Origin of the sequence: Burkholderia sp. Bp8986 (assembly GCF_003854225.1) — a bacterium.
In the GTDB taxonomy this organism is placed as follows: domain Bacteria; phylum Pseudomonadota; class Gammaproteobacteria; order Burkholderiales; family Burkholderiaceae; genus Burkholderia.
Genome location: NZ_QTQM01000025.1, coordinates 14,635 through 36,548, shown reverse-complemented (window position 1 = coordinate 36,548; position 21,914 = coordinate 14,635). Strand labels below are relative to the sequence as shown.

The 21,914-nt window shown below is 68.1% G+C and carries 23 protein-coding genes and 1 tRNA gene; 19 read left to right on the top strand and 5 right to left on the bottom strand.

The window, feature by feature from the left end; translation table 11 throughout:
* Positions 1 to 354 precede the first annotated feature (354 nt).
* On the bottom strand, positions 355 to 1,329 hold the full coding sequence (locus DID99_RS21840) for a quinone oxidoreductase (RefSeq protein ID WP_124487215.1): 975 nt from the start codon (positions 1,327 to 1,329) through the stop codon (positions 355 to 357).
* A gap of 440 nt (positions 1,330 to 1,769) precedes the next feature.
* On the opposite strand from DID99_RS21840, the gene DID99_RS21835 reads away from it, so the two are divergent.
* Together DID99_RS21835 and DID99_RS21830 are read left to right on the top strand one after the other, a co-directional pair.
* Complete coding sequence (locus tag DID99_RS21835) at positions 1,770 to 2,123, top strand: Rap1a/Tai family immunity protein (protein WP_124571645.1); 354 nt, start codon at positions 1,770 to 1,772, stop codon at positions 2,121 to 2,123.
* 15 nt (positions 2,124 to 2,138) lie between these two features.
* On the top strand, positions 2,139 to 2,606 hold the full coding sequence (locus DID99_RS21830) for a T6SS effector amidase Tae4 family protein (RefSeq protein WP_185733806.1): 468 nt from the start codon (positions 2,139 to 2,141) through the stop codon (positions 2,604 to 2,606).
* 129 nt (positions 2,607 to 2,735) lie between these two features.
* Here the strand turns inward: DID99_RS21830 and DID99_RS21825 are convergent, their stop codons facing one another.
* Both DID99_RS21825 and DID99_RS21820 read right to left on the bottom strand, forming a co-directional pair.
* Positions 2,736 to 3,128, bottom strand: coding sequence for a methylglyoxal synthase (locus DID99_RS21825; RefSeq protein WP_044844698.1), 393 nt, complete (start codon positions 3,126 to 3,128; stop codon positions 2,736 to 2,738).
* A 53-nt stretch (positions 3,129 to 3,181) separates the two neighbouring features.
* Complete coding sequence (locus DID99_RS21820; protein ID WP_044844699.1) at positions 3,182 to 3,961, bottom strand: SDR family oxidoreductase; 780 nt, start codon at positions 3,959 to 3,961, stop codon at positions 3,182 to 3,184.
* Between the two features lie 245 nt (positions 3,962 to 4,206).
* Between DID99_RS21820 and upp the strand changes: the two genes are divergently transcribed.
* The 14 genes from upp to DID99_RS21750 all read left to right on the top strand — a co-directional run bounded on the left by upp (position 4,207) and on the right by DID99_RS21750 (position 16,174).
* Positions 4,207 to 4,857, top strand: a complete 651-nt coding sequence (gene upp / locus DID99_RS21815; RefSeq protein WP_006478229.1) for a uracil phosphoribosyltransferase — start codon at positions 4,207 to 4,209, stop codon at positions 4,855 to 4,857.
* 218 nt (positions 4,858 to 5,075) lie between these two features.
* Positions 5,076 to 5,804, top strand: coding sequence for a YebC/PmpR family DNA-binding transcriptional regulator (locus tag DID99_RS21810; protein WP_044844700.1), 729 nt, complete (start codon positions 5,076 to 5,078; stop codon positions 5,802 to 5,804).
* Positions 5,805 to 5,909: 105 nt separating this feature from the next.
* Positions 5,910 to 7,187, top strand: a complete 1,278-nt coding sequence (gene purD / locus DID99_RS21805; RefSeq protein ID WP_124667535.1) for a phosphoribosylamine--glycine ligase — start codon at positions 5,910 to 5,912, stop codon at positions 7,185 to 7,187.
* 118 nt (positions 7,188 to 7,305) lie between these two features.
* Positions 7,306 to 8,226 (top strand): oxygen-dependent coproporphyrinogen oxidase, encoded by a 921-nt coding sequence (gene hemF / locus DID99_RS21800; RefSeq protein WP_124667534.1) that lies wholly within the window; start codon positions 7,306 to 7,308, stop codon positions 8,224 to 8,226.
* Between the two features lie 41 nt (positions 8,227 to 8,267).
* A complete protein-coding gene (locus tag DID99_RS21795; RefSeq protein ID WP_082088490.1) occupies positions 8,268 to 8,975 on the top strand; it encodes a nicotinate-nucleotide adenylyltransferase in 708 nt (235 codons plus the stop codon).
* A gap of 4 nt (positions 8,976 to 8,979) precedes the next feature.
* Complete coding sequence (gene rsfS / locus DID99_RS21790; protein ID WP_044844704.1) at positions 8,980 to 9,426, top strand: ribosome silencing factor; 447 nt, start codon at positions 8,980 to 8,982, stop codon at positions 9,424 to 9,426.
* Between the two features lie 19 nt (positions 9,427 to 9,445).
* Positions 9,446 to 9,916 (top strand): 23S rRNA (pseudouridine(1915)-N(3))-methyltransferase RlmH, encoded by a 471-nt coding sequence (rlmH, locus tag DID99_RS21785; protein WP_044844705.1) that lies wholly within the window; start codon positions 9,446 to 9,448, stop codon positions 9,914 to 9,916.
* Between the two features lie 51 nt (positions 9,917 to 9,967).
* Entirely contained in the window at positions 9,968 to 10,600 is a 633-nt protein-coding gene (locus tag DID99_RS21780) for a nucleoside triphosphate pyrophosphatase (RefSeq protein WP_124487210.1), read from the top strand.
* Positions 10,601 to 10,608: 8 nt separating this feature from the next.
* On the top strand, positions 10,609 to 12,078 hold the full coding sequence (gene rng, locus DID99_RS21775) for a ribonuclease G (RefSeq protein WP_044844707.1): 1,470 nt from the start codon (positions 10,609 to 10,611) through the stop codon (positions 12,076 to 12,078).
* 199 nt (positions 12,079 to 12,277) lie between these two features.
* Positions 12,278 to 12,354: transfer RNA gene (locus DID99_RS21770), tRNA-Met, on the top strand.
* Between the two features lie 348 nt (positions 12,355 to 12,702).
* Positions 12,703 to 13,038, top strand: coding sequence for a YggL family protein (locus DID99_RS21765; RefSeq protein WP_044844709.1), 336 nt, complete (start codon positions 12,703 to 12,705; stop codon positions 13,036 to 13,038).
* A 300-nt stretch (positions 13,039 to 13,338) separates the two neighbouring features.
* Positions 13,339 to 14,304 (top strand): PRC-barrel domain-containing protein, encoded by a 966-nt coding sequence (locus DID99_RS21760; protein WP_124487208.1) that lies wholly within the window; start codon positions 13,339 to 13,341, stop codon positions 14,302 to 14,304.
* Positions 14,301 to 15,560, top strand: a complete 1,260-nt coding sequence (locus DID99_RS21755) for an MFS transporter (RefSeq protein WP_124487207.1) — start codon at positions 14,301 to 14,303, stop codon at positions 15,558 to 15,560. The genes DID99_RS21760 and DID99_RS21755 overlap by 4 nt, the downstream gene beginning before the upstream one ends.
* Positions 15,561 to 15,595: 35 nt before the next feature.
* A complete protein-coding gene (locus DID99_RS21750) occupies positions 15,596 to 16,174 on the top strand; it encodes an aromatic acid exporter family protein (RefSeq protein WP_124571648.1) in 579 nt (192 codons plus the stop codon).
* Positions 16,175 to 16,241: 67 nt separating this feature from the next.
* Here DID99_RS21750 and DID99_RS21745 read toward each other — a convergent pair whose 3' ends face one another.
* Both DID99_RS21745 and msbA read right to left on the bottom strand, forming a co-directional pair.
* Complete coding sequence (locus DID99_RS21745; RefSeq protein WP_124571649.1) at positions 16,242 to 16,634, bottom strand: RcnB family protein; 393 nt, start codon at positions 16,632 to 16,634, stop codon at positions 16,242 to 16,244.
* Positions 16,635 to 16,722: 88 nt separating this feature from the next.
* Positions 16,723 to 18,474: a lipid A export permease/ATP-binding protein MsbA gene (gene msbA, locus DID99_RS21740; RefSeq protein WP_260426288.1), complete on the bottom strand. Its 1,752-nt coding sequence runs from the start codon at positions 18,472 to 18,474 to the stop codon at positions 16,723 to 16,725.
* Positions 18,475 to 18,697: 223 nt separating this feature from the next.
* Between msbA and DID99_RS21735 the strand changes: the two genes are divergently transcribed.
* The 3 genes from DID99_RS21735 to DID99_RS21725 all read left to right on the top strand — a co-directional run bounded on the left by DID99_RS21735 (position 18,698) and on the right by DID99_RS21725 (position 21,854).
* Positions 18,698 to 19,450 (top strand): glycosyltransferase family 2 protein, encoded by a 753-nt coding sequence (locus DID99_RS21735; RefSeq protein WP_124487204.1) that lies wholly within the window; start codon positions 18,698 to 18,700, stop codon positions 19,448 to 19,450.
* Between the two features lie 146 nt (positions 19,451 to 19,596).
* The gene (locus DID99_RS21730; protein WP_044844717.1) at positions 19,597 to 20,439 is read left to right on the top strand and encodes a glycosyltransferase family 2 protein; all 843 of its coding nucleotides are present in this window, start codon (positions 19,597 to 19,599) and stop codon (positions 20,437 to 20,439) included.
* Positions 20,440 to 20,573: 134 nt separating this feature from the next.
* Positions 20,574 to 21,854 (top strand): O-antigen ligase, encoded by a 1,281-nt coding sequence (locus DID99_RS21725; protein WP_124667533.1) that lies wholly within the window; start codon positions 20,574 to 20,576, stop codon positions 21,852 to 21,854.
* The last annotated feature ends 60 nt before the right edge of the window (positions 21,855 to 21,914 follow it).

Here is a 21,914-nt window from a genome sequence, read left to right as displayed (position 1 = left end):
GCGGCCGTATTGCGCGAGCGTCTCGCAACCGGCAAGCAAACCGAGGATCAGCGCTGTGAACAGCACCAGTGCGCCGATGAAAACCCCATCCATTTTTGTGTTCTCCGTCGTCGAAATCGGACGACTAGAACCTTATGGGAACGCGCGTAAAGGACGGGTCAAAGGTCATCGGGCCAGTATAAAAAACGCGTAAACGCGTGCGGCGGCGGACGGCGGGGGACGGCGGGTGGAACGGCGGCGGGACAGCGGGCGGAACAGCGGACCGAACGTCGGTCGAGACGAAGACTGGACCGACGGCGACCGTCGCCGCCCGCCAGGGTGCGCGCCGGCGTGGTGCCGGCGCGAAGGGATGCGTCAGGGAATTAGGATCGTCGAGCCGGTCGTCTTGCGCGACTCGAGGTCGGCATGCGCGCGGCCGACTTCCGCGAGCGGATAGCGCTGGTTGATGCTCGTCTTCACCTTGCCCGACAGGATCACGTCGAACAGCTCGGCGGCCGCGGCTTCGAGATCGGCGCGCTTCGCGATGTACGAGAACAGCGTCGGCCGCGTGAAGAACAGCGAACCGCGCGACGAGAGCTCCTTCGAGTCGATCGGCGGCAGCGGGCCCGACGCGTTGCCGAAGCTGACGAACAGCCCGAGCGGCGCGAGGCAGTCGAGCGAACCGATGTAGGTGTCCTTGCCGATCGAATCGTAGACGACCGGCACGAGCGCATCGTTCGTGATCGCCCTCACGCGCTGCGTGAAATTCTCGCGCGTGTAGACGATCGGGTGGTCGCAGCCGTGCGCTTTCGCGAGTTCGGCCTTCTCGTCGGAGCCGACCGTGCCGATCACCGTTGCGCCGAGCGCCTTCGCCCACTGGCAGACCAGCAGGCCGACGCCGCCCGCCGCGGCATGGATCAGGATCGTGTCGCCGGCCTTGACCGGATAGGTGCGGCGCAGCAGGTAGTGTGCGGTCAGGCCCTGCAGCATCACCGACGCCGCTGCGTCGTAGCTGATGCCGTCCGGCAGCTTGACGAGGCGGTCGGCGGGCAGCACGCGCTCCTGCGCGTACGCGCCGGGCGACGACCACACATAGGCGACGCGGTCGCCGGGCTTGAACGCGGTCACGTCATCGCCGACCGCCGTCACCTCGCCGGCCGCCTCCATCCCGAGCCCGGCGGGCAACGGCTGCGGATAGAGGCCGGTGCGGAAATACACGTCGATATAGTTGAGCCCGACCGCATGCTGCTTGACGCGGACCTGGCCCGCCTGCGGCTCGCTGACCTCGACGTCGACCCACTTCATCACGTCCGGGCCGCCTGCCTGGTCGTATCGGATTGCTTTCGGCATCGTTTCGCTCCTCGCTTGTCTGGAAATTCGGTTCGGCAAATACGTCGCTGCCCCCGAACGGCGAGGCGGGCAGACGCGGGACACTGCGCGTGATTTTCGCGCGTCGCGCGCGCTCGTGCTGCACGCCGCGGCAATCCCTTCACGACCGTAGGGTCTTCGCGAAAGACGATCGGCACGTGACGTGCATTCCGGCGGATGGTGCGCCATCCGATCCGTCGCGACCTTGCGCTCGTCTCGCGTGCGGCGCGTGCCCCACGTGTAACATTTCGCCACGTTCAAGGAACCATCTTCGGTCGGACGAATGGCTGTCCATTCAGCGATGGCAAAGCGTCGCCACCCATTGCACCGTGCGGTCCCCCGCGAAATCATGCGGTCCATGGAGATTCCCGGGACGGTGAGCGTGCTATTTTGCTTTGCGCCGAATTCACGAACCCCATGCCATGAACGCCCTTTTCATCCGCCATGCATTTGTTTTCGCATCGTTGTCGGCAGGTATCGGCACCGTGAACGGAGCCGCGCTCCCACGCGTCGACGGTGCGCGGCTGCTCAACGGCATCAGCCGTACGGACAACAATCCGTACGCCGACGCCGAGCGCCACGTCATGACCGGTTATCTGGCCGGCGTGGCCGACATGACCGAAGGCAACGACTGGTGCGACAACGGGCGCCTCAAATCCGGAGAGATCGATTCGGAAGTGATCGGCGGTCTTCGAAAACTGCCGAACGATGCGCTGCGCACAAACGCAGCAGGCCTGATCACCCGCATCCTGCAGCAGAAATATCCGTGCCGTTGATCGGGGACGATCTGCTTGAAACCACACTTCTCATTACTGAACAGCCACTATCCGGACAACGGGACGGTATCCAGGGAAGCGCTATACGAGGAGCTCGGCTGGCAAGACCTGGTCGCCAATCCGGCGTATGCAAATACGTGCGCCATTCGGATCAGCCTGGCACTCGTCAAGAGCGGAATGACATTGCGCGGCGGCCTCGTCATTCAGAAGGGGCCGCACCGTGGACGGCGAATTGAAGCCGGCCAGGCGAGGCTGGCCAACATGCTGGCGGAGCCGGCCTATTTCGGCAAGGCTGAAGTGTGCCGGCGAGACGATGCGACGACCGGCATTGCCGCCAGAAAGGGCGTCGTGGCCTTCTGGAACATCCCCGGATACATGAACGGCCGCGGCGGACACATCGACCTGATCGATGGCGCCCGCGCCCTCTGCAGTTCGGATTGCTACTGGGCTGCATCAACCGTGTGGTTCTGGTCGTTACGATGAGCGACCGGCCGCGATCTCGGGCATCGCAATCCGCGCCTGTTTCGGCGCTATCAACGCTCACCGCCATCCGTCACATGTCATCCACACGACAGATGGCGGCAAGCACGCACACTCACGCGTGCCGAACGCCTAGCAAACGTCCTGCATGTTGCGCGCCAGATCGTCGAGCAACATCCGCGCGGTCGCGACATTCGTCGCGACCGGCACGTCGTGCACGTCGCATGCGCGCACCAGCGCGGTGATGTCCGGGTCGTGCGGCTGCGCGGTCATCGGGTCGCGCAGGAACACGACGATGTCGACGCGGCCTTCGGCCAGCTCAGCACCGATCTGCAGGTCGCCGCCTTGCGGCCCCGACAGCTTGCGCTCGACCTCGAGCCCGTGCGCGGCGGCGATGCGGCCGCCCGTCGTGCCCGTCGCGACCAGCCGGCATTGCGCGAGCGTCGCGCGGTACTGGCCCGCGAGCGCGACGATCTCGTCCTTCTTCGCGTCGTGCGCAATCAGTGCGATGCGGGGTTTGCTCATCTCCGTTTCCTTCGTGGGTCGATTGTTGTCGTATGTGTGAACGGCGGTGCGCGTCAGAACGTGCCCGGATACGCGCCGCCGTCGAGCAGCCAGTTCTGCCCGGTGATATAGCCTGCATGCACGCTGCAGAGGAACGCACACGCCGCGCCGAATTCGGCGCGCGTGCCGAGGCGCCCGGCCGGGATTTCCTTCGCGCGCCGCGCGCGCATCTCGTCGACGCTCACGCCCTGCGCCTTCGCCGACGCGGCGAGCGTCGTCGCGATCCGGTCGGTGTCGAACAGCCCGGGCAGCAGGTTGTTGATCGTCACGCCCTGCCCCGCGACCTTGCGCGACAGCCCCGCGACGAAGCCGGTCAACCCCGAGCGCGCGCCGTTCGACAGCGCGAGCACGTCGATCGGCGCCTTCACGGCCGAACTCGTGATGTTGACGATCCGGCCGAAGCCGCGGCCGATCATCCCGTCGACGGTCGCGCGGATCAGCTCGATCGGCGTCAGCATGTTCGACTCGAGCGCGCGGATCCAGTCGTCGTGCGAGAAATCGCGGAAATCGCCGGGCGGCGGCCCGCCGGCATTCGTCACGAGAATGTCCGGCTGCGGGCACGCGGCGAGCGCGGCCGCGCGGCCGTCGGGCGTCGTGATGTCGCAGGCGACGGCGGTGATCGACACGTTCGACCCGGCGCGGATCTCCTCCGCGGTTTCCTCCAGCGTGTCGCGCGTGCGCGCGACGATCACGAGGTTCACGCCCTCGGCGGCCAGCGCTTCCGCGCAGCCGCGCCCGAGCCCCTTGCTCGCCGCGCACACGAGCGCGGTCTTTCCTGCGATGCCGAGATCCATCGTCGATTCCTTTATGGCGACGCGCGCCGGACGGGCCGGGTCGCCGACGGGTCGCAGGCCGGTTCGCCGGGCGGGCGAACGGTCGCGAACGGTCGCGAGCGGGCGAACACGGCGCGCGGATTGTCGTGAGACGTCGATAATATCCGGATCACGTGGCGCGCCTTGGTAAAATTGCGGCCATGAGCGGCGGCCGGCCTGGCGCCGGCGCCGCCCCCGATCCCCTTTTGCCGCCAAGGCACCCCGTCATGAAACAGGACAGCCGTTTCCCGAATCTCTTCATCACCGATCACCCGCTGATCCAGCACAAGCTGACCCACATGCGCGACAAGGACACGTCGACGCGCACGTTCCGCGAACTGCTGCGCGAGATCACGCTGCTGATGGGTTACGAGATCACCCGCAACCTGCCGATCACGACCAAGCGGGTCGAAACCCCGCTGGTGGCGGTCGACGCGCCGGTGATCGCGGGCAAGAAGCTCGCGATCGTGCCCGTGCTGCGCGCCGGCATCGGGATGTCGGACGGCCTGCTCGACCTGGTGCCGTCCGCGCGCGTCGGCCACATCGGCGTGTACCGCGCCGAAGATCACCGCCCGGTCGAATACCTGGTGCGCCTGCCCGATCTCGAGGATCGCATCTTCATCCTGTGCGACCCGATGGTCGCGACCGGCTATTCGGCCGTGCACGCGGTCGACGTGCTCAAGCGCCGCAACGTGCCGGCCGCGAACATCATGTTCGTCGCGCTGGTCGCCGCGCCCGAGGGCGTACAGGTGTTCCAGGACGCGCACCCGGACGTGAAGCTGTTCGTCGCGTCGCTCGACTCGCACCTGAACGAGCATGCGTACATCGTGCCGGGCCTGGGCGACGCGGGCGACCGCCTGTTCGGCACCAAGAACTGACATACGACGACGCCGGGCCGCGCGGCCCGGCACGCCGCAACGGCCCGCCCGGCCGTTCGGCCATGCGCGGCGGCCCCGAAGCGACGGTCGCCGCGTGATAAAATCACGTTCCACTCGACACGCGCGGCCCCGCGGCTTCATGCCCGCCCAGACGGCCGCCGATTCAACGACACATTGGCACAATCGCCCGCGCAGCGCGCCCGGGCACGGAGAAAGGTATGGCTGGTCATTCGAAATGGGCCAACATCAAGCATAAGAAGGCAGCAGCCGACGCGAAGCGCGGCAAGATCTGGACCCGACTGATCAAGGAAATCCAGGTCGCGGCCCGCCTCGGCGGCGGCGACGCGAGTTCGAACCCGCGCCTGCGTCTCGCGGTCGACAAGGCGGCCGACGCGAACATGCCGAAGGACAACGTCAAGCGCGCGATCGACCGCGGCGTCGGCGGCGCGGACGGCGCGAACTACGAAGAAATCCGTTATGAAGGCTACGGCATCAGCGGCGCGGCGATCATCGTCGACACGCTGACCGACAACCGCACCCGCACGGTCGCGGAAGTCCGTCACGCATTCTCGAAGTTCGGCGGCAACATGGGCACCGACGGTTCGGTCGCGTTCATGTTCGATCACGTCGGCCAGTTCCTGTTCGCACCCGGCACGTCGGAAGACGCGCTGATGGAAGCGGCGCTCGAAGCCGGCGCGGACGACGTCAGCACGAACGACGACGGCTCGATCGAAGTGCTGTGCGACTGGCAGGCGTTCTCGGCAGTGAAGGACGCGCTCGAAGCCGCGGGCTTCAAGGCCGAACTCGCCGAAGTGACGATGAAGCCGCAGAACGAAGTCGAATTTACCGGCGACGATGCGGCGAAGATGCAGAAGCTCCTGGACGCGCTCGAGAACCTCGACGACGTGCAGGAGGTGTATACGAACGCCGTCATCGTCGAGGAATGAGATGCCGGCCGCCGTGCGCAGCGTTGCGACGGCGGCCCGACCGATTTCGCGGCCGGCGCGCCTGAGCGTGCCGGCCGCCCTGTTTTCTAGTCTGCGGGGAATCCCATGAAACTACTCGTCGTCGGTTCCGGCGGTCGCGAACATGCACTGGCGTGGAAGCTCGCGCAGTCGCCGCGCGTCCAGATGGTCTACGTCGCGCCCGGCAATGGCGGCACGGCGCAGGACGAGCGTCTGAAGAACATCGACATCACGTCGCTCGACGCGCTGGCCGATTTCGCGGAAAGCGAAGGCGTCGCGTTCACGCTCGTCGGGCCGGAAGCGCCGCTCGCGGCCGGCATCGTCAACCTGTTCCGCGCGCGCGGCCTCAAGGTATTCGGCCCGACCCGCGAAGCCGCGCAACTCGAAAGCTCGAAGGATTTCGCGAAGGCGTTCATGAAGCGCCACGGCATCCCGACCGCCGACTACGAAACTTTCTCCGACGCGGCCGCCGCGCACGCGTACCTCGACGCGAAAGGCGCGCCGATCGTCGTGAAGGCCGACGGCCTCGCGGCCGGCAAGGGCGTCGTCGTCGCGATGACGCTGGAAGAAGCGCATGCCGCGGTCGACATGATGCTGTCGGGCAACAAGCTGGGCGACGCCGGCGCGCGCGTCGTGATCGAGGAATTCCTCGATGGCGAGGAAGCGAGCTTCATCGTGATGGTCGACGGCAAGCACGCGCTGGCGCTGGCCTCGAGCCAGGACCACAAACGCCTGCTCGACGAGGACCGCGGCCCGAACACGGGCGGCATGGGCGCCTACTCGCCCGCGCCGATCGTCACGCCGCAGATGCACGCACGCGTGATGCGCGAAATCATCATGCCGACGGTGCGCGGGATGGAGAAGGACGGCATCCGCTTCACGGGCTTCCTGTATGCGGGCCTGATGATCGACAAGGAAGGCAATCCGCGCACGCTGGAATTCAACTGCCGGATGGGCGACCCCGAGACGCAGCCGATCATGGCCCGCCTGAAGAGCGATTTCTCGAAGGTCGTCGAACAGGCGATCGCGGGCACGCTCGACACGGTCGAGCTCGACTGGGACCGCCGCACCGCGCTCGGCGTCGTGCTGGCCGCGCACGGCTATCCGGACGCGCCGCGCAAGGGCGACCGCATCAACGGGATCCCGGCCGAGACCGAGCAGGCCGTGACGTTCCATGCGGGCACGACGCTCGACGGCGACAAGCTGACGACGTCCGGCGGCCGTGTGCTGTGCGTGGTCGGCCTCGCCGATTCGGTGCGCGAAGCGCAGCAGCATGCGTACGACACGATCAACCAGATCAATTTCGAAGGCATGCAGTACCGCCGCGACATCGGCTTCCGCGCGCTGAATCGCAAGAGCACGTAACACCCTGACCGCCGCTTTGCCGTCGCAAACGGCGGCCTCCTCTGCCGGGGTTCGATAGAATGCCCGGCAGATGCCTTTTTTACGGCCCCCGCTTCGCGCGGGGGCAGCCAGTCCAGACATGACCGATTCGACCTACGACGTGGCGCGCGTGCGCACGTATCTCCAGGGCCTGCAGACACGCATCGCCGACGCGCTCGGCGCGCTCGACGGCACGCCGCTCGCGACCGACGCGTGGCAGCGCGGGCCCGAGGAACGCCTGCGCGGCGGCGGCTGCACGCGGATTCTCGAAGGCGGCCGCGTGTTCGAGCGCGCGGGGATCGGTTTTTCCGACGTCGCGGGCGATGCGCTGCCGCCGTCGGCGAGTGCCGCGCGCCCGCAGCTGGCCGGCCGCGGCTTCGAGGCGCTCGGCGTGTCGCTCGTGCTGCATCCGCGCAACCCGTACTGCCCGACCGTGCACATGAACGTGCGGATGCTGATCGCGACGAAGCCCGGCGAGGCGCCGATCTTCTGGTTCGGCGGCGGCATGGATCTGACACCGGTTTATCCGTTCGAGGACGACGCGCGGCATTTCCACCAGACCTGCAAGGACGCGCTCGATCCGTTCGGCGCCGAGCTCTACCCGCGCTTCAAGACGTGGTGCGACGAGTATTTCTTCCTGAAGCACCGCAACGAGACGCGCGGCATCGGCGGGATCTTCTTCGACGATTTCTCCGAGCCCGGATTCGAACGCTCGTTTGAGATGATGCAAAGCGTCGGCGACGCGTTCCTGAACGCGTACCTGCCGATCGTCGAACGCCGTGTCGCGCTGCCGTACGGCGAGCGCGAACGCGACTTCCAGGCTTACCGGCGCGGCCGCTACGTCGAATTCAACCTCGTGTTCGACCGCGGCACGCTGTTCGGGCTGCAAAGCGGCGGCCGGACCGAGTCGATCCTGATGTCGATGCCGCCGGTCGCGCACTGGCGTTACGACTGGCAGCCCGAGCCGGGCTCGCCGGAAGCGCGCCTGAGCGAGTTCCTCGTGCCGCGCGACTGGGTCTGAGCCCGCCGCGCCCCGCCGCCTCAAGAACAGGACACGTTTTTCTGGACACCACCACCCGCCCCGCCCCGCAGCCGCTGTCACGTCGTATCGGCCTGCTGGGCGGCACGTTCGACCCGATCCACGACGGCCACCTCGCGCTCGCGCGCCGGTTCGCCGACGTGCTCGGCCTGACCGAACTCGCGCTGCTGCCCGCCGGGCAGCCGTACCAGAAGCGCGACGTGTCGGCCGCCGAGCATCGGCTCGCGATGACGCGCGCCGCTGCCGGCTCGCTGTCGCTGCCCGGCGTGACGGTCACCGTCGCGACCGACGAGATCGAGCACGCGGGGCCGACCTATACGGTCGAGACGCTCGCACGCTGGCGCGAGCGGATCGGCCCCGATGCGTCGCTGGCGCTGCTGATCGGCGCCGACCAGCTGGTGCGGCTCGACACGTGGCGCGACTGGCGCAAGCTGTTCGACTACGCGCACGTGTGCGCGTCGACGCGCCCGGGCTTCGACCTCGGCGCGGCGCCGCCGGACGTCGCGCAGGAAATCGCGCGGCGGCAGGCCGGTGCCGACGTGCTGAAAGCGACGCCGGCCGGCCACCTGCTGATCGACACGACGCTGGCGTTCGATATCGCCGCAACCGACATCCGCGCACACCTGCGCGAATGCATCGCGCGTCACGCGCAAATGCCCGATGCGTCGGCCGAGCATGTGCCGGCCGCCGTCTGGGCCTATATTCTTCAACATCGTCTCTACCATTCCTGATTCCATGGATATCCGCAAACTGCAGCGCGTGATCGTCGACGCTCTCGAAGACATCAAGGCGCAAGACATCAAGGTGTTCAACACCAGCCACCTGACCGAACTGTTCGACCGCGTGATCGTCGCGTCGGGCACGTCGAACCGCCAGACCAAAGCGCTCGCGTCGAGCGTGCGCGACAAGGTCAAGGAAGCCGGCGGCGACATCGTCAGCTCCGAGGGCGAAGACACCGGCGAATGGGTGCTGGTCGACTGCGGCGACGCGATCGTGCACATCCTGCAACCGGCGCTGCGCCAGTACTACAACCTCGAGGAAATCTGGGGCGACAAGCCCGTGCGGATGAAGCTCGGCGGCGGCAAGGGTCCGAACGGTCTCGCTACCGCCAGCGAAGAAGAGGACGACGAGGAAGAAGCGCCCGCACGCCCGGCGCGCAAGACGGCTGCCCGCCGCCGCTGAGCCGCAGCGAGTCGTCCCGATGAAGCTTTTCATCCTCGCGGTCGGCCACAAGATGCCCGGCTGGATCGCGTCCGGCTTCGACGAATACACGAAGCGGATGCCGCCCGAGCTGCGCATCGAACTGCGCGAGATCAAGCCCGAACTGCGTTCGGGCGGCCGCAGCGCGGAAAGCGTGATGGCGGCCGAGCGGCAGAAGATCGAGGCCGCGCTGCCGAAGGGCGCGCGCATCGTCGCGCTCGACGAGCGCGGCCGCGACTGGACCACCATGCAGCTCGCGCAGGCGCTGCCCGGCTGGCAGCAGGACGGCCGTGACGTCGCGTTCGTGATCGGCGGTGCCGACGGGCTCGATCCGGAACTCAAGGCGCGCGCCGACCTGCTGCTGCGCATCTCGAGCATGACGCTGCCGCACGGGATGGTGCGCGTGCTGCTCGCCGAACAGCTTTACCGCGCGTGGAGCATCACGCAGAATCACCCCTACCATCGCGCATGACGTGCCGTCCTCGGGACGCGCGCCGCGCGCGCTCAACGAGATAACGACACCATGCCGTCCAGCACGCCCCCTGCCCTTTTCCCGACCCTTTACCTCGCTTCGCAAAGCCCGCGCCGCCAGGAGCTGCTGCAGCAGATCGGCGTGCGCTTCGAATTGCTGCTGCCGCGCCCCGACGAGGACGCGGAGGCGCTCGAAGCCGAGCTGCCCGGCGAAGCCGCCGATGCGTACGTGCAGCGCGTGACCGTCGCGAAGGCGGAGGCCGCGCGGGCGCGTCTCGTCGCGAGCGGCAAGCCGGCCGCGCCGGTGCTGGTTGCGGACACCACGGTGACCATCGACGGAGCGATCCTCGGCAAGCCGGCCGATGCCGACGACGCGCTCGCGATGCTGACCCGCCTCGCAGGCCGCGAACACGAGGTGCTGACCGCCGTCGCGGTGGTCGGCGCCGACGGCGAACTGCTGCCGCCCGCGCTGTCGCGCTCGTCGGTGCGCTTTTCGGCCGCGCCGCGCGACGCGTTCGAGCGCTACGTCGACACCCGCGAACCGTTCGGCAAGGCGGGCGCCTACGCGATCCAGGGACGCGCGGCCGAATTCATCGAGCGAATCGACGGTTCCCATTCGGGTATCATGGGTCTGCCCCTTTTTGAGACTGCCGCGTTGCTGCGCACCGCGCGCGTCGCCTTCTGAATCGCACCATGAACGAAGAAATCCTGATCAACCTCACGCCGCAGGAAACGCGGGTCGCACTCGTCCAGCAAGGCGCGGTGCAGGAGCTTCACGTCGAGCGCACGCTGTCGCGCGGGCGGGTCGGCAACATCTACCTCGGCAAGGTCGTGCGCGTGCTGCCCGGCATGCAGTCGGCGTTCATCGACATCGGTCTCGAGCGCGCGGCGTTCCTGCACGTCGCCGACATCTGGCATCCGCGCCTCGCGGGCGAGCCGCAGTCGGGCGCGCCGCACCAGCCGATCGAGAAGACCGTGTTCGAAGGCCAGACGCTGATGGTCCAGGTGATCAAGGATCCGATCGGCACGAAGGGCGCCCGACTGTCGACGCAGGTCAGCATCGCGGGCCGCACGCTCGTCTACCTGCCGCAGGAGCCGCACATCGGCATCTCGCAGAAGATCGAGAGCGAGGCCGAGCGCGAGGCCGTGCGTGCGCGGCTGACCGCCGTGATCCCGCCGGACGAGAAAGGCGGCTACATCGTGCGCACGATCGCCGAGGACGCGACCTCCGACGAACTGGCCGGCGACGTCGCCTACCTGCGCAAGACCTGGACGACCATCGTGGCCCAGGCGCAGCGGCTGCCGGCGACGAGCCTGCTGTACCAGGATCTCGATCTCGCGCAGCGCGTGCTGCGCGATTTCGCGAACGACGACACGACGCGCATCCAGGTCGATTCGCGCGAGACGTACCAGCGCCTCGCGGAATTCGCGAACGAATTCACGCCGGCGGTGAGCCCGAAGCTGCATCACTACACCGGCGAGCGGCCGCTGTTCGACCTGTACAACATCGAGACGGAGATCCAGCGCGCGCTGTCGCGCCGCGTCGACCTGAAGTCGGGCGGCTACCTGATGATCGACCAGACCGAGGCGATGACGACGATCGACGTGAACACCGGCGGCTACGTCGGCGCGCGCAACTTCGACGACACGATCTTCAAGACCAACCTCGAGGCCGCGCATACGATCGCGCGGCAGCTGCGGCTGCGCAACCTCGGCGGGATCATCATCATCGACTTCATCGACATGGAGAACGCCGAGCATCGCGACGCGGTGCTGTCCGAGTTGAAGAAGGCGCTGTCGCGCGACCGCACGCGCGTGACGGTCAACGGCTTCTCGCAGCTCGGGCTCGTCGAGATGACGCGCAAGCGCACGCGCGAATCGCTCGCGCACGTGCTATGCGAGCCGTGCCCGACCTGCCAGGGCAAGGGCCAGGTGAAGACGTCGCGCACGGTGTGCTACGACATCCTGCGCGAGATCCTGCGCGAGTCGCGCCAGTTCAATCCGCGCGAATTCCGCGTGATCGCCGCGCAACAGGTGATCGACCTGTTCCTCGACGAGGAGTCACAGCATCTCGCGATGCTGATCGACTTCATCGGCAAGCCGGTGTCGCTGCAGGTCGAGTCGAACCTGAGCCAGGAACAGTACGATATCGTGCTGATGTAAGGTCATGCGCGGCGATCTCCGAATCGGGAGATCGCCCCCACCCTTGCCGCGGGCATCGAGCAAAAATATCAGTTGGCACGCCGAGCTTCGAGGGCTCGGGCAACGTAAGCGCCCGCTGGCGAGCGAAGCGCGGCCGCTTGATTTCAACTTTGGTCACTGAGCATTTGACGCACCGCAGCAGTGTCACTATAATTCGCGCCGCGGGGTGGAGCAGTCTGGCAGCTCGTCGGGCTCATAACCCGAAGGTCATAGGTTCAAATCCTATCCCCGCAACCAAACATCGAAGCCCGCTTTGCGACAGCAAGCGGGCTTTTTGCATTTCGCCGATTCGCTGGTTCGTATCGCTCGACTCGAAGCCGCCGGCCCTGGCAAAGCCGAAGACGCTCGCCATCCCTGTATCATTCGGTCACGCGTGCAATCAGCCGCCGGCCGAGCCGCACCGCGAAAGCCAAGTCGATCGATTGTTCAACGATGGTTTTCTGATCGGCCGCGCGACAGCACGAGATCGCGACGACGCAACGCTCGCCCCTTTCGCGACCGGCCGGACCGCGCGGCACGTCGGGACAGTACCCGCAGCGGCCGCCGCGCTATCCTTTCCCACCTCACATTCACTCACCACACACCATGAGCCAACGCCACAACCGCCGCCAGCGCAAGAAACTCCACATCGCCGAGTTCCAGGAACTCGCGTTCAACGCGGCCGCGCAATACCGCAACGAGCTGTCCGACCTCGAACGTGGCCAGCTGATCGATGCATTCATCGATTTCGTCGAAGCGAACGGGCTGCTGACCGTCGCCTCCGCTGACGAAGGGATCGGCGCCTACGTGATCTCCGGCGCGCCGCGCGGCACGACCACCGACGCCGACCGCGAGAACGTGCGGGCGTGGCTGGCCGCACGTCCGGAGCTGACCGACGTCCGGGTCAGCGAATTCACCGACGCGTGGTACCCGGACGCCTGACGCTCCGTTTTCTCCCTGCTTCATGCAGCGCCCGCGCCTGCCCGCCATGACGGCGGCGGGCCGGGGCGGCACCCGTGTGAGCCGCCCCTCATCCGCCGGCCTTCCCCGTCGCCCGACTGAGACGCGACGGCCGCCGATCCCTACCTTTCCCCGACAGTCCGCCTCCAGCAAGCCATCGAAATCGGCCCTGAAAGGAAGACACGTTAAACTCTCACCTCGCGTGGTGCGCCGCCCGCACCCGCCATCCATCGCCAGCCGCGCGCCTCCGGGCCCGGCCCCCGACCCATGGAGTGAGTGTCAATGAGCGGCGGATTTCCGTTTCCCGCATCCCGCATGTCGTTCCCGTCCTCGACGGTCTTCCTCGTTCTCGCCGCCGCGCTGCTGTCCGGCTGCGGGCTGCTGCCGACGCAGAATCCGCCCGCGCCGATCAGCGAAGCGCTCGTCGAGCCCGTCGAGGAAACCGCCGGCGAACCGCTGACGATGCCGCCCGTGCCGGCGCCGACGCAGCCGGAAGCGCCGGAAGCACCGAAGAAACCGCACCGCGAAGTGACGCGGCCGAAACCCGTGCAGCGCCCCGAAACACCGACGCCTCCGCCACCACCGCCCGCCCCGATCGTCGCGACGCGCCCGCTCGACCGCACGCAGATCCATGCGCTGCTCGACAGCGAGGTCGCGCGCCGCAACGGCAAGGTGATCGGCCGCGCGGTCGACATGGTGGCCGACGCGAGCGGCAAGCCGCGCGAGATGATCGTCAACCTGCAGGGCTTCATGGGTGTCGGCGACCGCAAGGTCATCTTCCCGTGGAACGTGTTCCGCTTCACGCCGGGCGGCAAACAGGAGCCGATCGTGCTCGACGTGCCGTCGGGCGACCTGCCTCCGGCCGCGCGGCCGAAGGCCGTGCCGCTGTCGGGTTCGGCCGCGGCGTCGCCCGCGACGCGACTGCCGATGCTCGACAGCGATGTCGAGCGCCCGAACGGCACGAAGATCGGCCGCATCGTCGACGTGCTGATCGACCGCGCCGCGCAGCCGCAGGCGGTCGTGCTCGACCTCGGCGGGCTCGTCAACACCGACCGCCGCTCGATCGCCGCGAGCTGGGGCGCGCTGCGCTTCGTCACGCGCGACAAGGCGCTGCATCCGCAGCTCGACCTGAACGATGCGCAGATCAAGGCGTCGCCGCCCTACGCGGCCGACAAGCCGATCATCGCGGTCTTCCCGCCCGTTGCCCCGGCACCGGTGCCGGCTTCGTCTGCGAGTGCCACCCGATGACGATCAAGCATTCCGTCAGCGTGCGCAGTCTGCGGTCCCTCGACTGGCTCAACTTTTTCGTTGCAAACGTTCAAACCGGGTTTGGTCCGTTCATCGCGTCCTACCTCGCGTCGCACAAGTGGACGCAGGGCGAGATCGGCATGGTGCTGTCGATCGGCACGATCAGCGCGATGGTCAGCCAGGTGCCGGGCGGCGCGGCCGTCGATGCGCTGAAGAACAAGAAAGGCGCGGCCGCGTGGGCGATCGCGGCCATCATCCTGTCCGCGGTGCTGCTCGCGTCGAGCCCGACGATCGTGCCGGTGATCGCGGCCGAAGTGTTCCACGGCTTCGCGAGCTGCATGCTCGTGCCGGCGATGGCCGCGATCTCGTTCTCGCTGGTCGGCCGTGCCGATCTCGGCGACCGGCTCGGCCGCAACGCACGCTGGGCGTCGATCGGCAGCGCGGTCGCGGCGGGCCTGATGGGGCTCACCGGCGAGTATTTCTCCGCGCGCGCGGTGTTCTGGCTGACCGCCGTGCTGGCATTGCCCGCGCTGTTCGCGCTCGCGATGATCCAGCCGACCCACGAAGTGATCCCGCAATCGTCGAAACCCGACGATCACGACGAAGGCGAGCACCGCGAGACGCTGCTCGAACTGCTGCGCGATCGCCGGATGCTGATCTTCGCGGCGTGCGTCGTGCTGTTCCACCTGTCGAACGCGGCGATGCTCAACCTCGCGGCCGGCGAAGTGACGGCCGGGATGGGCGAGAACGTGCAGCTCGTGATCGCCGCGTGCATCATCGTGCCGCAGGCGATCGTCGCGATGCTGTCGCCGTGGGTCGGCCGTTCCTCGCAACGCTGGGGACGCCGGCCGATCCTGCTGCTCGGCTTCTCCGCGCTGCCGGTGCGCGCGCTGCTGTTCGCCGGCGTGAGCAGCCCGTACCTGCTCGTGCCGGTGCAGATGCTCGACGGCATCAGCGCGGCCGTGTTCGGCGTGATGCTGCCGCTGATCGCGGCCGACGTCGCGGGCGGCAAGGGCCGCTACAACCTGTGCATCGGGCTGTTCGGGCTCGCGGCCGGGATCGGCGCGACGCTCAGCACGGCCGTGGCCGGCTATGTCGCCGATCACTTCGGCAATGCGATCAGCTTCTTCGGGCTCGCCGCTGCTGGCGCGCTCGCGGTCCTGCTCGTCTGGCTCGCGATGCCCGAAACGCGCGTCGAGAACGGCGACGCACCCGAGGGCACGCCGGCCGCCGCCTCGTCCGAACAGGCGCACTGACACACGCACCGCCGCCCCGCTTCTTGGCCGACACGATGGATACGATCAGGACCCTCAACGAAGCCCGCCAACAGATCCAGCAGTCGATCTTCGATCTGTTCAAGGGGCTGACTTTCGGCGAACGCCTCACGCAAGGCGCGGTGATGGCGCTGCAGGCCGTGTGCGGCGCGTGCCTCGCATACGCGATCGGCCGCGCGTTGCACACCGAGCAGGCCGTGTGGGCGGCGATCACCGCGATCGCCGTCACGCAGCACAACTATTCGGACACGATGTCGCTGTCGCGCGACCAGTTCATCGGCGCGATGATCGGCGGCGTGGTCGGCTTCGCGGGGGCCGCGCTCGGCGGCGATCGCCTCGTCGCCTATGCGATCGCGGTCGCGATCACGATCGTCGGCTGCTGGTGCCTGAACGTCGGCAGCGCGGCGCGTCTCGGCGGCGTCACCGCGACGATCGTGCTGCTGTTTCCGGGTAACGGCCCGCTGTGGGACATTCCGCTGATGCGGCTCGGGGAAGTCGCGCTCGGCACCGTCTGCGCGCTGGCGGTGTGCTGGGCAATGTCGCGGATCGAGCGACGCTGGTTCCGCCGGGCGGTGAAGTCGGACCAGGACAAGTGACGCGGATGCCGGGACGCACGCCCCGGCATCCGGATGAAGCGATGAGCGGCGGCAGGTGTGGCCGGTGTTACGGACCGACCCGCAGCACGATGCCCGAGCCGATCTGCACGAGCAGATAGTCGCCGCCGACGCCGACCCAGTGATAGCCGCGCGGCGGCGGGCTCAGCCGATAGCCGCGCCAGTCGTCGACCACGTACTGGCGATCGCGGAATTCGTCCGGGAGCCGGTCGCCCTTGTGCCAGTCGCGGCGCGGCTGGTCGGCCCAGCGCGGCGGTACGTCGTCGTCGCGATGCATCGCCTGGCCGGGCGGCATGTGCTTCGGGCCGTGGCCGCGGTGCATGCCGTGATTGCCGTGGTCACCGTGGTTGTCGTCGTTGCCGTGCCCCTGCGCCATCGCGACCGGCGCGGCGAAACTCGCCGCAACCAGCGCGGCCAGCATCATCCCGTGCGTCTTCCTCATCGTCCTTCCCTCCGTGTTGTCACGTCGAACCGGAAACAACTGGACTTGCCCGATCAAGACTAGCACACGGGTGCGACCCGACTTTGTGTCACGCCGCCTGCTGCTGGTACTGGATCCGGTGCAGGTGCGCGTACAGCCCGCCGTGGCGCAGAAGTTCTTCGTGGCTGCCCTCTTCGACGATCTTGCCGGCTTCGAGCACGAGGATCCGGTCCGCGCGCTCGATCGTCGACAGCCGGTGCGCGATCACGAGCGTCGTGCGCCCTTCCATCAACCGCTCGAGCGCGGCCTGCACGTGACGCTCGGATTCCGAATCGAGCGCGGAAGTCGCCTCGTCGAGGATCAGGATCGGCGCGTCCTTGTAGATCGCGCGCGCGATCGCGAGCCGCTGCCGTTGACCGCCCGACAGTCGCATCCCGTTGCCGCCGACCAGCGTGTCGAGCCCGTCGGGCATCGCGGCGACCGCGTCGGCGAGGTTCGCGGCCTCGAGCGCCGCCTGCACGCGTGCGCGGTCGGGCGTCTGCCCGTACGCGACGTTCGCGGCGATCGTGTCGTTGAACAGCACGACGTCCTGGCTGACCATCGCCATCTGGCCGCGCAGCGCGTGGATGTCGTAGTCGGCCACCGGCACGCCGTCGACCAGGATCGCGCCGCCCGTCGGATCGAAGAAGCGCGGCAGCAGGTTCACGAGGGTCGTCTTGCCGCTGCCGGACGGCCCCGCGAGCGCGATCATCTCGCCCGGCGCGACCTTGAACGAAATGCGGTCGAGCGTCGGCCGCTCGGAGGCGCCGTAGTCGAACGACACGTCGCGGAATTCGATCTCGCCGCGCGCGTGCGCGAGCGCCCGGCCGCCGCCCTGTGGCTCGGCGGGCTCGTCGATCAGCCCGAAGATCAGCTCGGCGGCCGTCATCCCGCGCTGCAGCGGCTGGTTGACGTCGATCAGGTGCTTGAGCGGCGAAATCACCAGCAGCATCGACGTGACGAACGCGACGAAACCGCCGACCGTCGTCTGGTCGTTGGTCGACTGCACGACCGCGATCGTGATCACGACCGCGAGCGCGATCGACGCGAGGAACTGCGTCAGCGGCTGCGCGAGCCCGCCCGAGATCGTCATGCGCATCGCGTAGCCGCGCAGGCGCTTGCTCATCGTCGTGAAGCGGTCCATCTCGTACGCTTCGCCGTTGTGCACCTTGACGACCTTGTAGCCGCCGACCGTCTCCTCGACGATGTACGACAGCTCGTTGGTCAGCGTCTGGTGCTCGCGGTTCAGGCGGCGCAGGCGGCGGTTGATCTTGCTGACGAGCCAGCCGATGCCCGGCAGGATCACCGCGACGATCAGCGTGAGCCGCCAGTTCAGGTAGAACAGGTAGCCGAGCAGGAACACCACGGTCAGCGAGTCGCGCACGAGCGTGACCATCACGCCGGTCAGCACCGACAGGATCTGGTTGACCTCGAACACGATCGCGTTGATCACCGTGCTCGCGGTCTCGCGCTGGAAGAACGACGCGCCGGTGTGGAGCATCCGCTGGAACATCTCGAGCCGCAGCTGCAGCAGGATGCGGTTCGATACGTAGTTGAGCAGGTAATTCGACGTGTACTGCGACACGCCGCGCACGAGCGCGAGGCCGATCACCGCGATCGGCACGTACCATTTCGCGCTGTCGCTGCCGTGCGAGCCGAAGCCGTGGTCGAGCAGCGGCTTGAGCAGCGCCGGGATCCCGGCTTCCGTGGCCGCGACGACGCCCATCGTCATCACGGCGAGCAGCACGATGCCGATGAGCGGCCGGATGTACGGCCACAGGCGCTTGAGGACCGTGAGCGGCGAGGTACCGGTGCCGTCCATCGGTTTGCGAAGAGTGTTCTGGGTTTCCAAGGCAATCCTTCTTGAGCCGCGACGCGGCGCCCGGGGCGTGACTGCCCGGGATTCGCCCCGTCCGGCGGGTGCCGAAAAAGGCCCAACATTATAGCTGGACCGCCCCCGCCGGCATGGCCGTCGCCGAAGCGGCCGGCTGCCTGCGCGCGGGTATACTGCCGCTCACCGTTTTCTCCGCCTTTTCGACGATTTCATGGCAGAACCCACCCTCGGCGTCGCCCTCATCGCCCTCAACGCGGCCGCGCGGCTCGCGCAGTGCCTCGACGCGCTGACCTTCGCCGACGACGTCGTCGTGATCGACGGCGGCAGCACCGACGATACGGTCGAGATCGCCCGCGCGCACGGCGCCCGCGTGATCGTCGAGCGCGACTGGCCGGGCTTCGGCCCGCAGAAGAACCGCGCGCTCGACGCGCTCGACACCGACTGGATCCTGTCGCTCGACACCGACGAGGTAGTCAGCCCGGAACTCGCGCAGTCGATCCGCGCGGCCATCCGCACGCCGGCCGCGCAGGTCTACGCGCTCGACCGGCTGTCGAGCTTCTGCGGCCAGTGGATCCGCCATAGCGGCTGGTATCCGGACTGGGTGCCGCGCCTGTTCCGGCGCGGCACCGCCCGCTTCTCCGACGACCTGGTGCACGAGCGGCTCGTCTTCGACACCCCTGCGCAGCGGCTGCCGGGCAAGCTGATGCACTATTCATACGAGGATTTCGAAACCGTCGTGCGCAAGCTCGATGCGTATTCGACGGCCGGCGCGCGCCAGCGCCGCGCGGCCGGCCAGCGCGGCGGCTTCGGCAAGGCGCTCGCGCGCGGCGCATGGGCGTTCGTGCGGACCTACGTGCTGCGGCGCGGGTTTCTCGACGGCCGCGCGGGCTTCATGATCGCCGTGTTCAACGCGGAAACCGTCTACTACCGGTTCCTGAAGCTCGGCCACGAAGCGGCCCGCTGACCGCGCCCGCCCTGCCGCCACCCTGACGCCGCCGGCATGCGGCCGGCCCGGCGTTACAATGCCGGGCTGCCCGCGCGCCATGCGCGCCCGAGCACACGGCGCAGCGCTGCGCGCCGCCGATACGACGACCACCGAATCCGACCGCCATGTTCTCCATCATCATCCCGACCTGGAACAACCTGCCGTACCTCAAGCTCGTCGTCGACAGCCTGCGCCGTCATTCGGCGTACGACCACCAGATCATCGTGCACGTGAACGACGGCGCGGACGGCACGCTCGACTGGGTGCGCAGCGAAGGCATCGAGCACACCGCGTCGCCGGCCAACATCGGCATCTGCCACGCGGTGAACCTGGCCGCCGCCCGCGCGACGCGCGACTACGTCGTCTACATGAACGACGACATGTACTGCTGCCCGGGCTGGGACGCGGCGCTCGTGCGGCGCATCGAGCAGATGCCGACCGACCTGTTCATGCTGTCCGGCACGATGGTCGAGCCGGTCGACACGCGCAACCCGTGCGTCGTCGTCAGCAACTTCGGCCGCGACGCCGAACAGTTCGACGCGGCCGGCCTCGTCGCGGCCACGCCGCGGCTCGCGCGCGCGGACTGGCTCGGCTCGACCTGGCCGCCGACGCTCGTGCACCGCGACTGGTGGAACCGCATCGGCGGCTACAGCAGCGAGCTGTCGCCGGGGATGAGCAGCGACAACGACTTCTCGATGAAATTCTGGGACGCCGGCTGCCGGATCTTCCTCGGCGTGGGCGACAGCCTCGTCTATCACTTCCAGCAGAAGAGCACCGGCAAGATCGTCAAGAACGACGGCCGCCGCCAGTTCCTCAACAAATGGGGCATGACGCAGGCCACATTCGACCGCTATTACCTGCATCGCGGCGAGCCGGCCGGCGCGCGTGTCGCGCTCGACACGCCGGCCGTCGAAGGGCGCCTGAAGCGCGCGCTGCTGCGCTCGCGGATCAAGCGCGCGTTCAGCTGACCCGACCCCGGAAACCGCACGGAAACGCCCGCGGCTTCGCGTATACTGCGCGCTTCGTCCCGCGCGGTGCCGCCGGGACGCGCGGCGCGCAGCACGGTGCCCGCATGCCGCATTCGTCCATTCGACAGGTTCCGATGCTTTCGTTTTCCGCTCCCGCCTCGCGGCGCCTGACCGCCGCCCGCGCCTTCGCCGTCGTCGCGCTCTGCATGGTGCCCGTCTCGACCGCGCTGACCAACGTGTTCTGCGGGCTGTTCGCGGCCGCGCTCGTCATCTCCCCCGAATTCTGGCGCGACCTGCGCACGTTCGTCACCGAACCGGCATCGCTCGCGGCACTCCTGATCCTCGCCGCACTGGCCGCGAGCGTCACCTATACGGTCGCGCCGCACCCGAAGGCGTGGAACTGGGTCGCCAAGTACGACAAGCTGTTGCTGCTGCCGTTTGCCGTGCTGGCCTTCCGCCATTCGAACTGGGCGCCGATCGTGCGGCGCGCCTGGTTCGGCACGCTGTGCGTGATCCTGCTGCTGTCGACCACCAACTATCTCGGGCTGACCGCGATCGGGCCCGCGCATTCGAGCGAGCTGCCGCTGTCGCGCGCCTGGGTGTTCAAGAACCACATCGCGGCCGGCATGTTCGGCGCGCTGCTGTTCTACCAGGCGGCCGACCTCGCGCTGTCGGCCCGCACCGCGCTGTCGCGTGCCGCGTATGCCACCGTGGCCGCATGGTCGCTGATCAACGTGTTCGTGATGCTGCAGGGACGCACCGGGCAGGTCATCGCGCTGCTGCTGATCCTTGTCGTCGCGGTGCGCTTCGTGCTGCTGCTGCGCCGCCAGTCGGCGCTGCGCGCGGGGCTCGCCGCCGGGGCGCTGGTCCTGGCCGGCGTCGCGCTCGTCGTCGCCGCGTGCACGGTGCACAACGGCCGGCTCGTGAAGGTCGTGTCGGAAGTGCAGCAGTATCGGCAGACCGATGCGGTCACGTCGACCGGGCTGCGTCTCGAGTGGTACAAGAAGGGGCTCGAGCTGTATCGCCAGCGCCCGGTGATCGGCTACGGCGCCGGCGGCCTCGAGTTCGAGTTCGAGAAGCTCACGGCCGGCAAGACGGCTGCCGAAGGCCAGCTCACGTCGAATCCGCATAACGAATACCTGCTGATGGCCGTGCAGCTCGGCACGCTCGGCGTATTGCTGTTCGTGAACCTGATCGTGCAGATCGCGCGCGGCAGCCGCGCGCTCGACCCGCGCTCGCGGCATGTGCTGCTCGGGTGGCTCGCGATCTTCGCGATCGGCAGCCTTGCGAATTCGCTGCTGCTCGATTTCGCCGAAGGTCACCTGCTGGTGCTGCTTGCCGGGATCCTGCTCGGCTGCGGCACGCGCACGGAAGCGCTGCCGCGCGAAACGTCGGCGATCCGGCGCAGCGCGTAACGCATCATGTGACGCTCTGGCGGGCAGCGCGGGTTGCCGCCTGCCGCCTGCCGCCGGTTC

Excerpts from the sequence above, each read along its gene's own strand:
- DID99_RS21735 (WP_124487204.1), top strand. The coding sequence starts at position 18,698 with ATGGCAGAACCCACCCTCGGCGTCGCCCTCATCGCCCTCAACGCGGCC.
- hemF (WP_124667534.1), top strand. The coding sequence starts at position 7,306 with ATGACCGATTCGACCTACGACGTGGCGCGCGTGCGCACGTATCTCCAG.
- DID99_RS21840 (WP_124487215.1), bottom strand. The coding sequence starts at position 1,329 with ATGCCGAAAGCAATCCGATACGACCAGGCAGGCGGCCCGGACGTGATG.
- DID99_RS21755 (WP_124487207.1), top strand. The coding sequence starts at position 14,301 with ATGACGATCAAGCATTCCGTCAGCGTGCGCAGTCTGCGGTCCCTCGAC.
- DID99_RS21760 (WP_124487208.1), top strand. The coding sequence starts at position 13,339 with ATGAGCGGCGGATTTCCGTTTCCCGCATCCCGCATGTCGTTCCCGTCC.
- DID99_RS21745 (WP_124571649.1), bottom strand. The coding sequence starts at position 16,634 with ATGAGGAAGACGCACGGGATGATGCTGGCCGCGCTGGTTGCGGCGAGT.
- DID99_RS21835 (WP_124571645.1), top strand. The coding sequence starts at position 1,770 with ATGAACGCCCTTTTCATCCGCCATGCATTTGTTTTCGCATCGTTGTCG.
- DID99_RS21825 (WP_044844698.1), bottom strand. The coding sequence starts at position 3,128 with ATGAGCAAACCCCGCATCGCACTGATTGCGCACGACGCGAAGAAGGAC.
- upp (WP_006478229.1), top strand. The coding sequence starts at position 4,207 with ATGAAACAGGACAGCCGTTTCCCGAATCTCTTCATCACCGATCACCCG.
- rng (WP_044844707.1), top strand. The coding sequence starts at position 10,609 with ATGAACGAAGAAATCCTGATCAACCTCACGCCGCAGGAAACGCGGGTC.
- msbA (WP_260426288.1), bottom strand. The coding sequence starts at position 18,474 with ATGGACGGCACCGGTACCTCGCCGCTCACGGTCCTCAAGCGCCTGTGG.
- DID99_RS21730 (WP_044844717.1), top strand. The coding sequence starts at position 19,597 with ATGTTCTCCATCATCATCCCGACCTGGAACAACCTGCCGTACCTCAAG.
- DID99_RS21750 (WP_124571648.1), top strand. The coding sequence starts at position 15,596 with ATGGATACGATCAGGACCCTCAACGAAGCCCGCCAACAGATCCAGCAG.
- DID99_RS21810 (WP_044844700.1), top strand. The coding sequence starts at position 5,076 with ATGGCTGGTCATTCGAAATGGGCCAACATCAAGCATAAGAAGGCAGCA.
- DID99_RS21780 (WP_124487210.1), top strand. The coding sequence starts at position 9,968 with ATGCCGTCCAGCACGCCCCCTGCCCTTTTCCCGACCCTTTACCTCGCT.
- rsfS (WP_044844704.1), top strand. The coding sequence starts at position 8,980 with ATGGATATCCGCAAACTGCAGCGCGTGATCGTCGACGCTCTCGAAGAC.
- rlmH (WP_044844705.1), top strand. The coding sequence starts at position 9,446 with ATGAAGCTTTTCATCCTCGCGGTCGGCCACAAGATGCCCGGCTGGATC.
- DID99_RS21725 (WP_124667533.1), top strand. The coding sequence starts at position 20,574 with ATGCTTTCGTTTTCCGCTCCCGCCTCGCGGCGCCTGACCGCCGCCCGC.
- purD (WP_124667535.1), top strand. The coding sequence starts at position 5,910 with ATGAAACTACTCGTCGTCGGTTCCGGCGGTCGCGAACATGCACTGGCG.
- DID99_RS21820 (WP_044844699.1), bottom strand. The coding sequence starts at position 3,961 with ATGGATCTCGGCATCGCAGGAAAGACCGCGCTCGTGTGCGCGGCGAGC.
- DID99_RS21765 (WP_044844709.1), top strand. The coding sequence starts at position 12,703 with ATGAGCCAACGCCACAACCGCCGCCAGCGCAAGAAACTCCACATCGCC.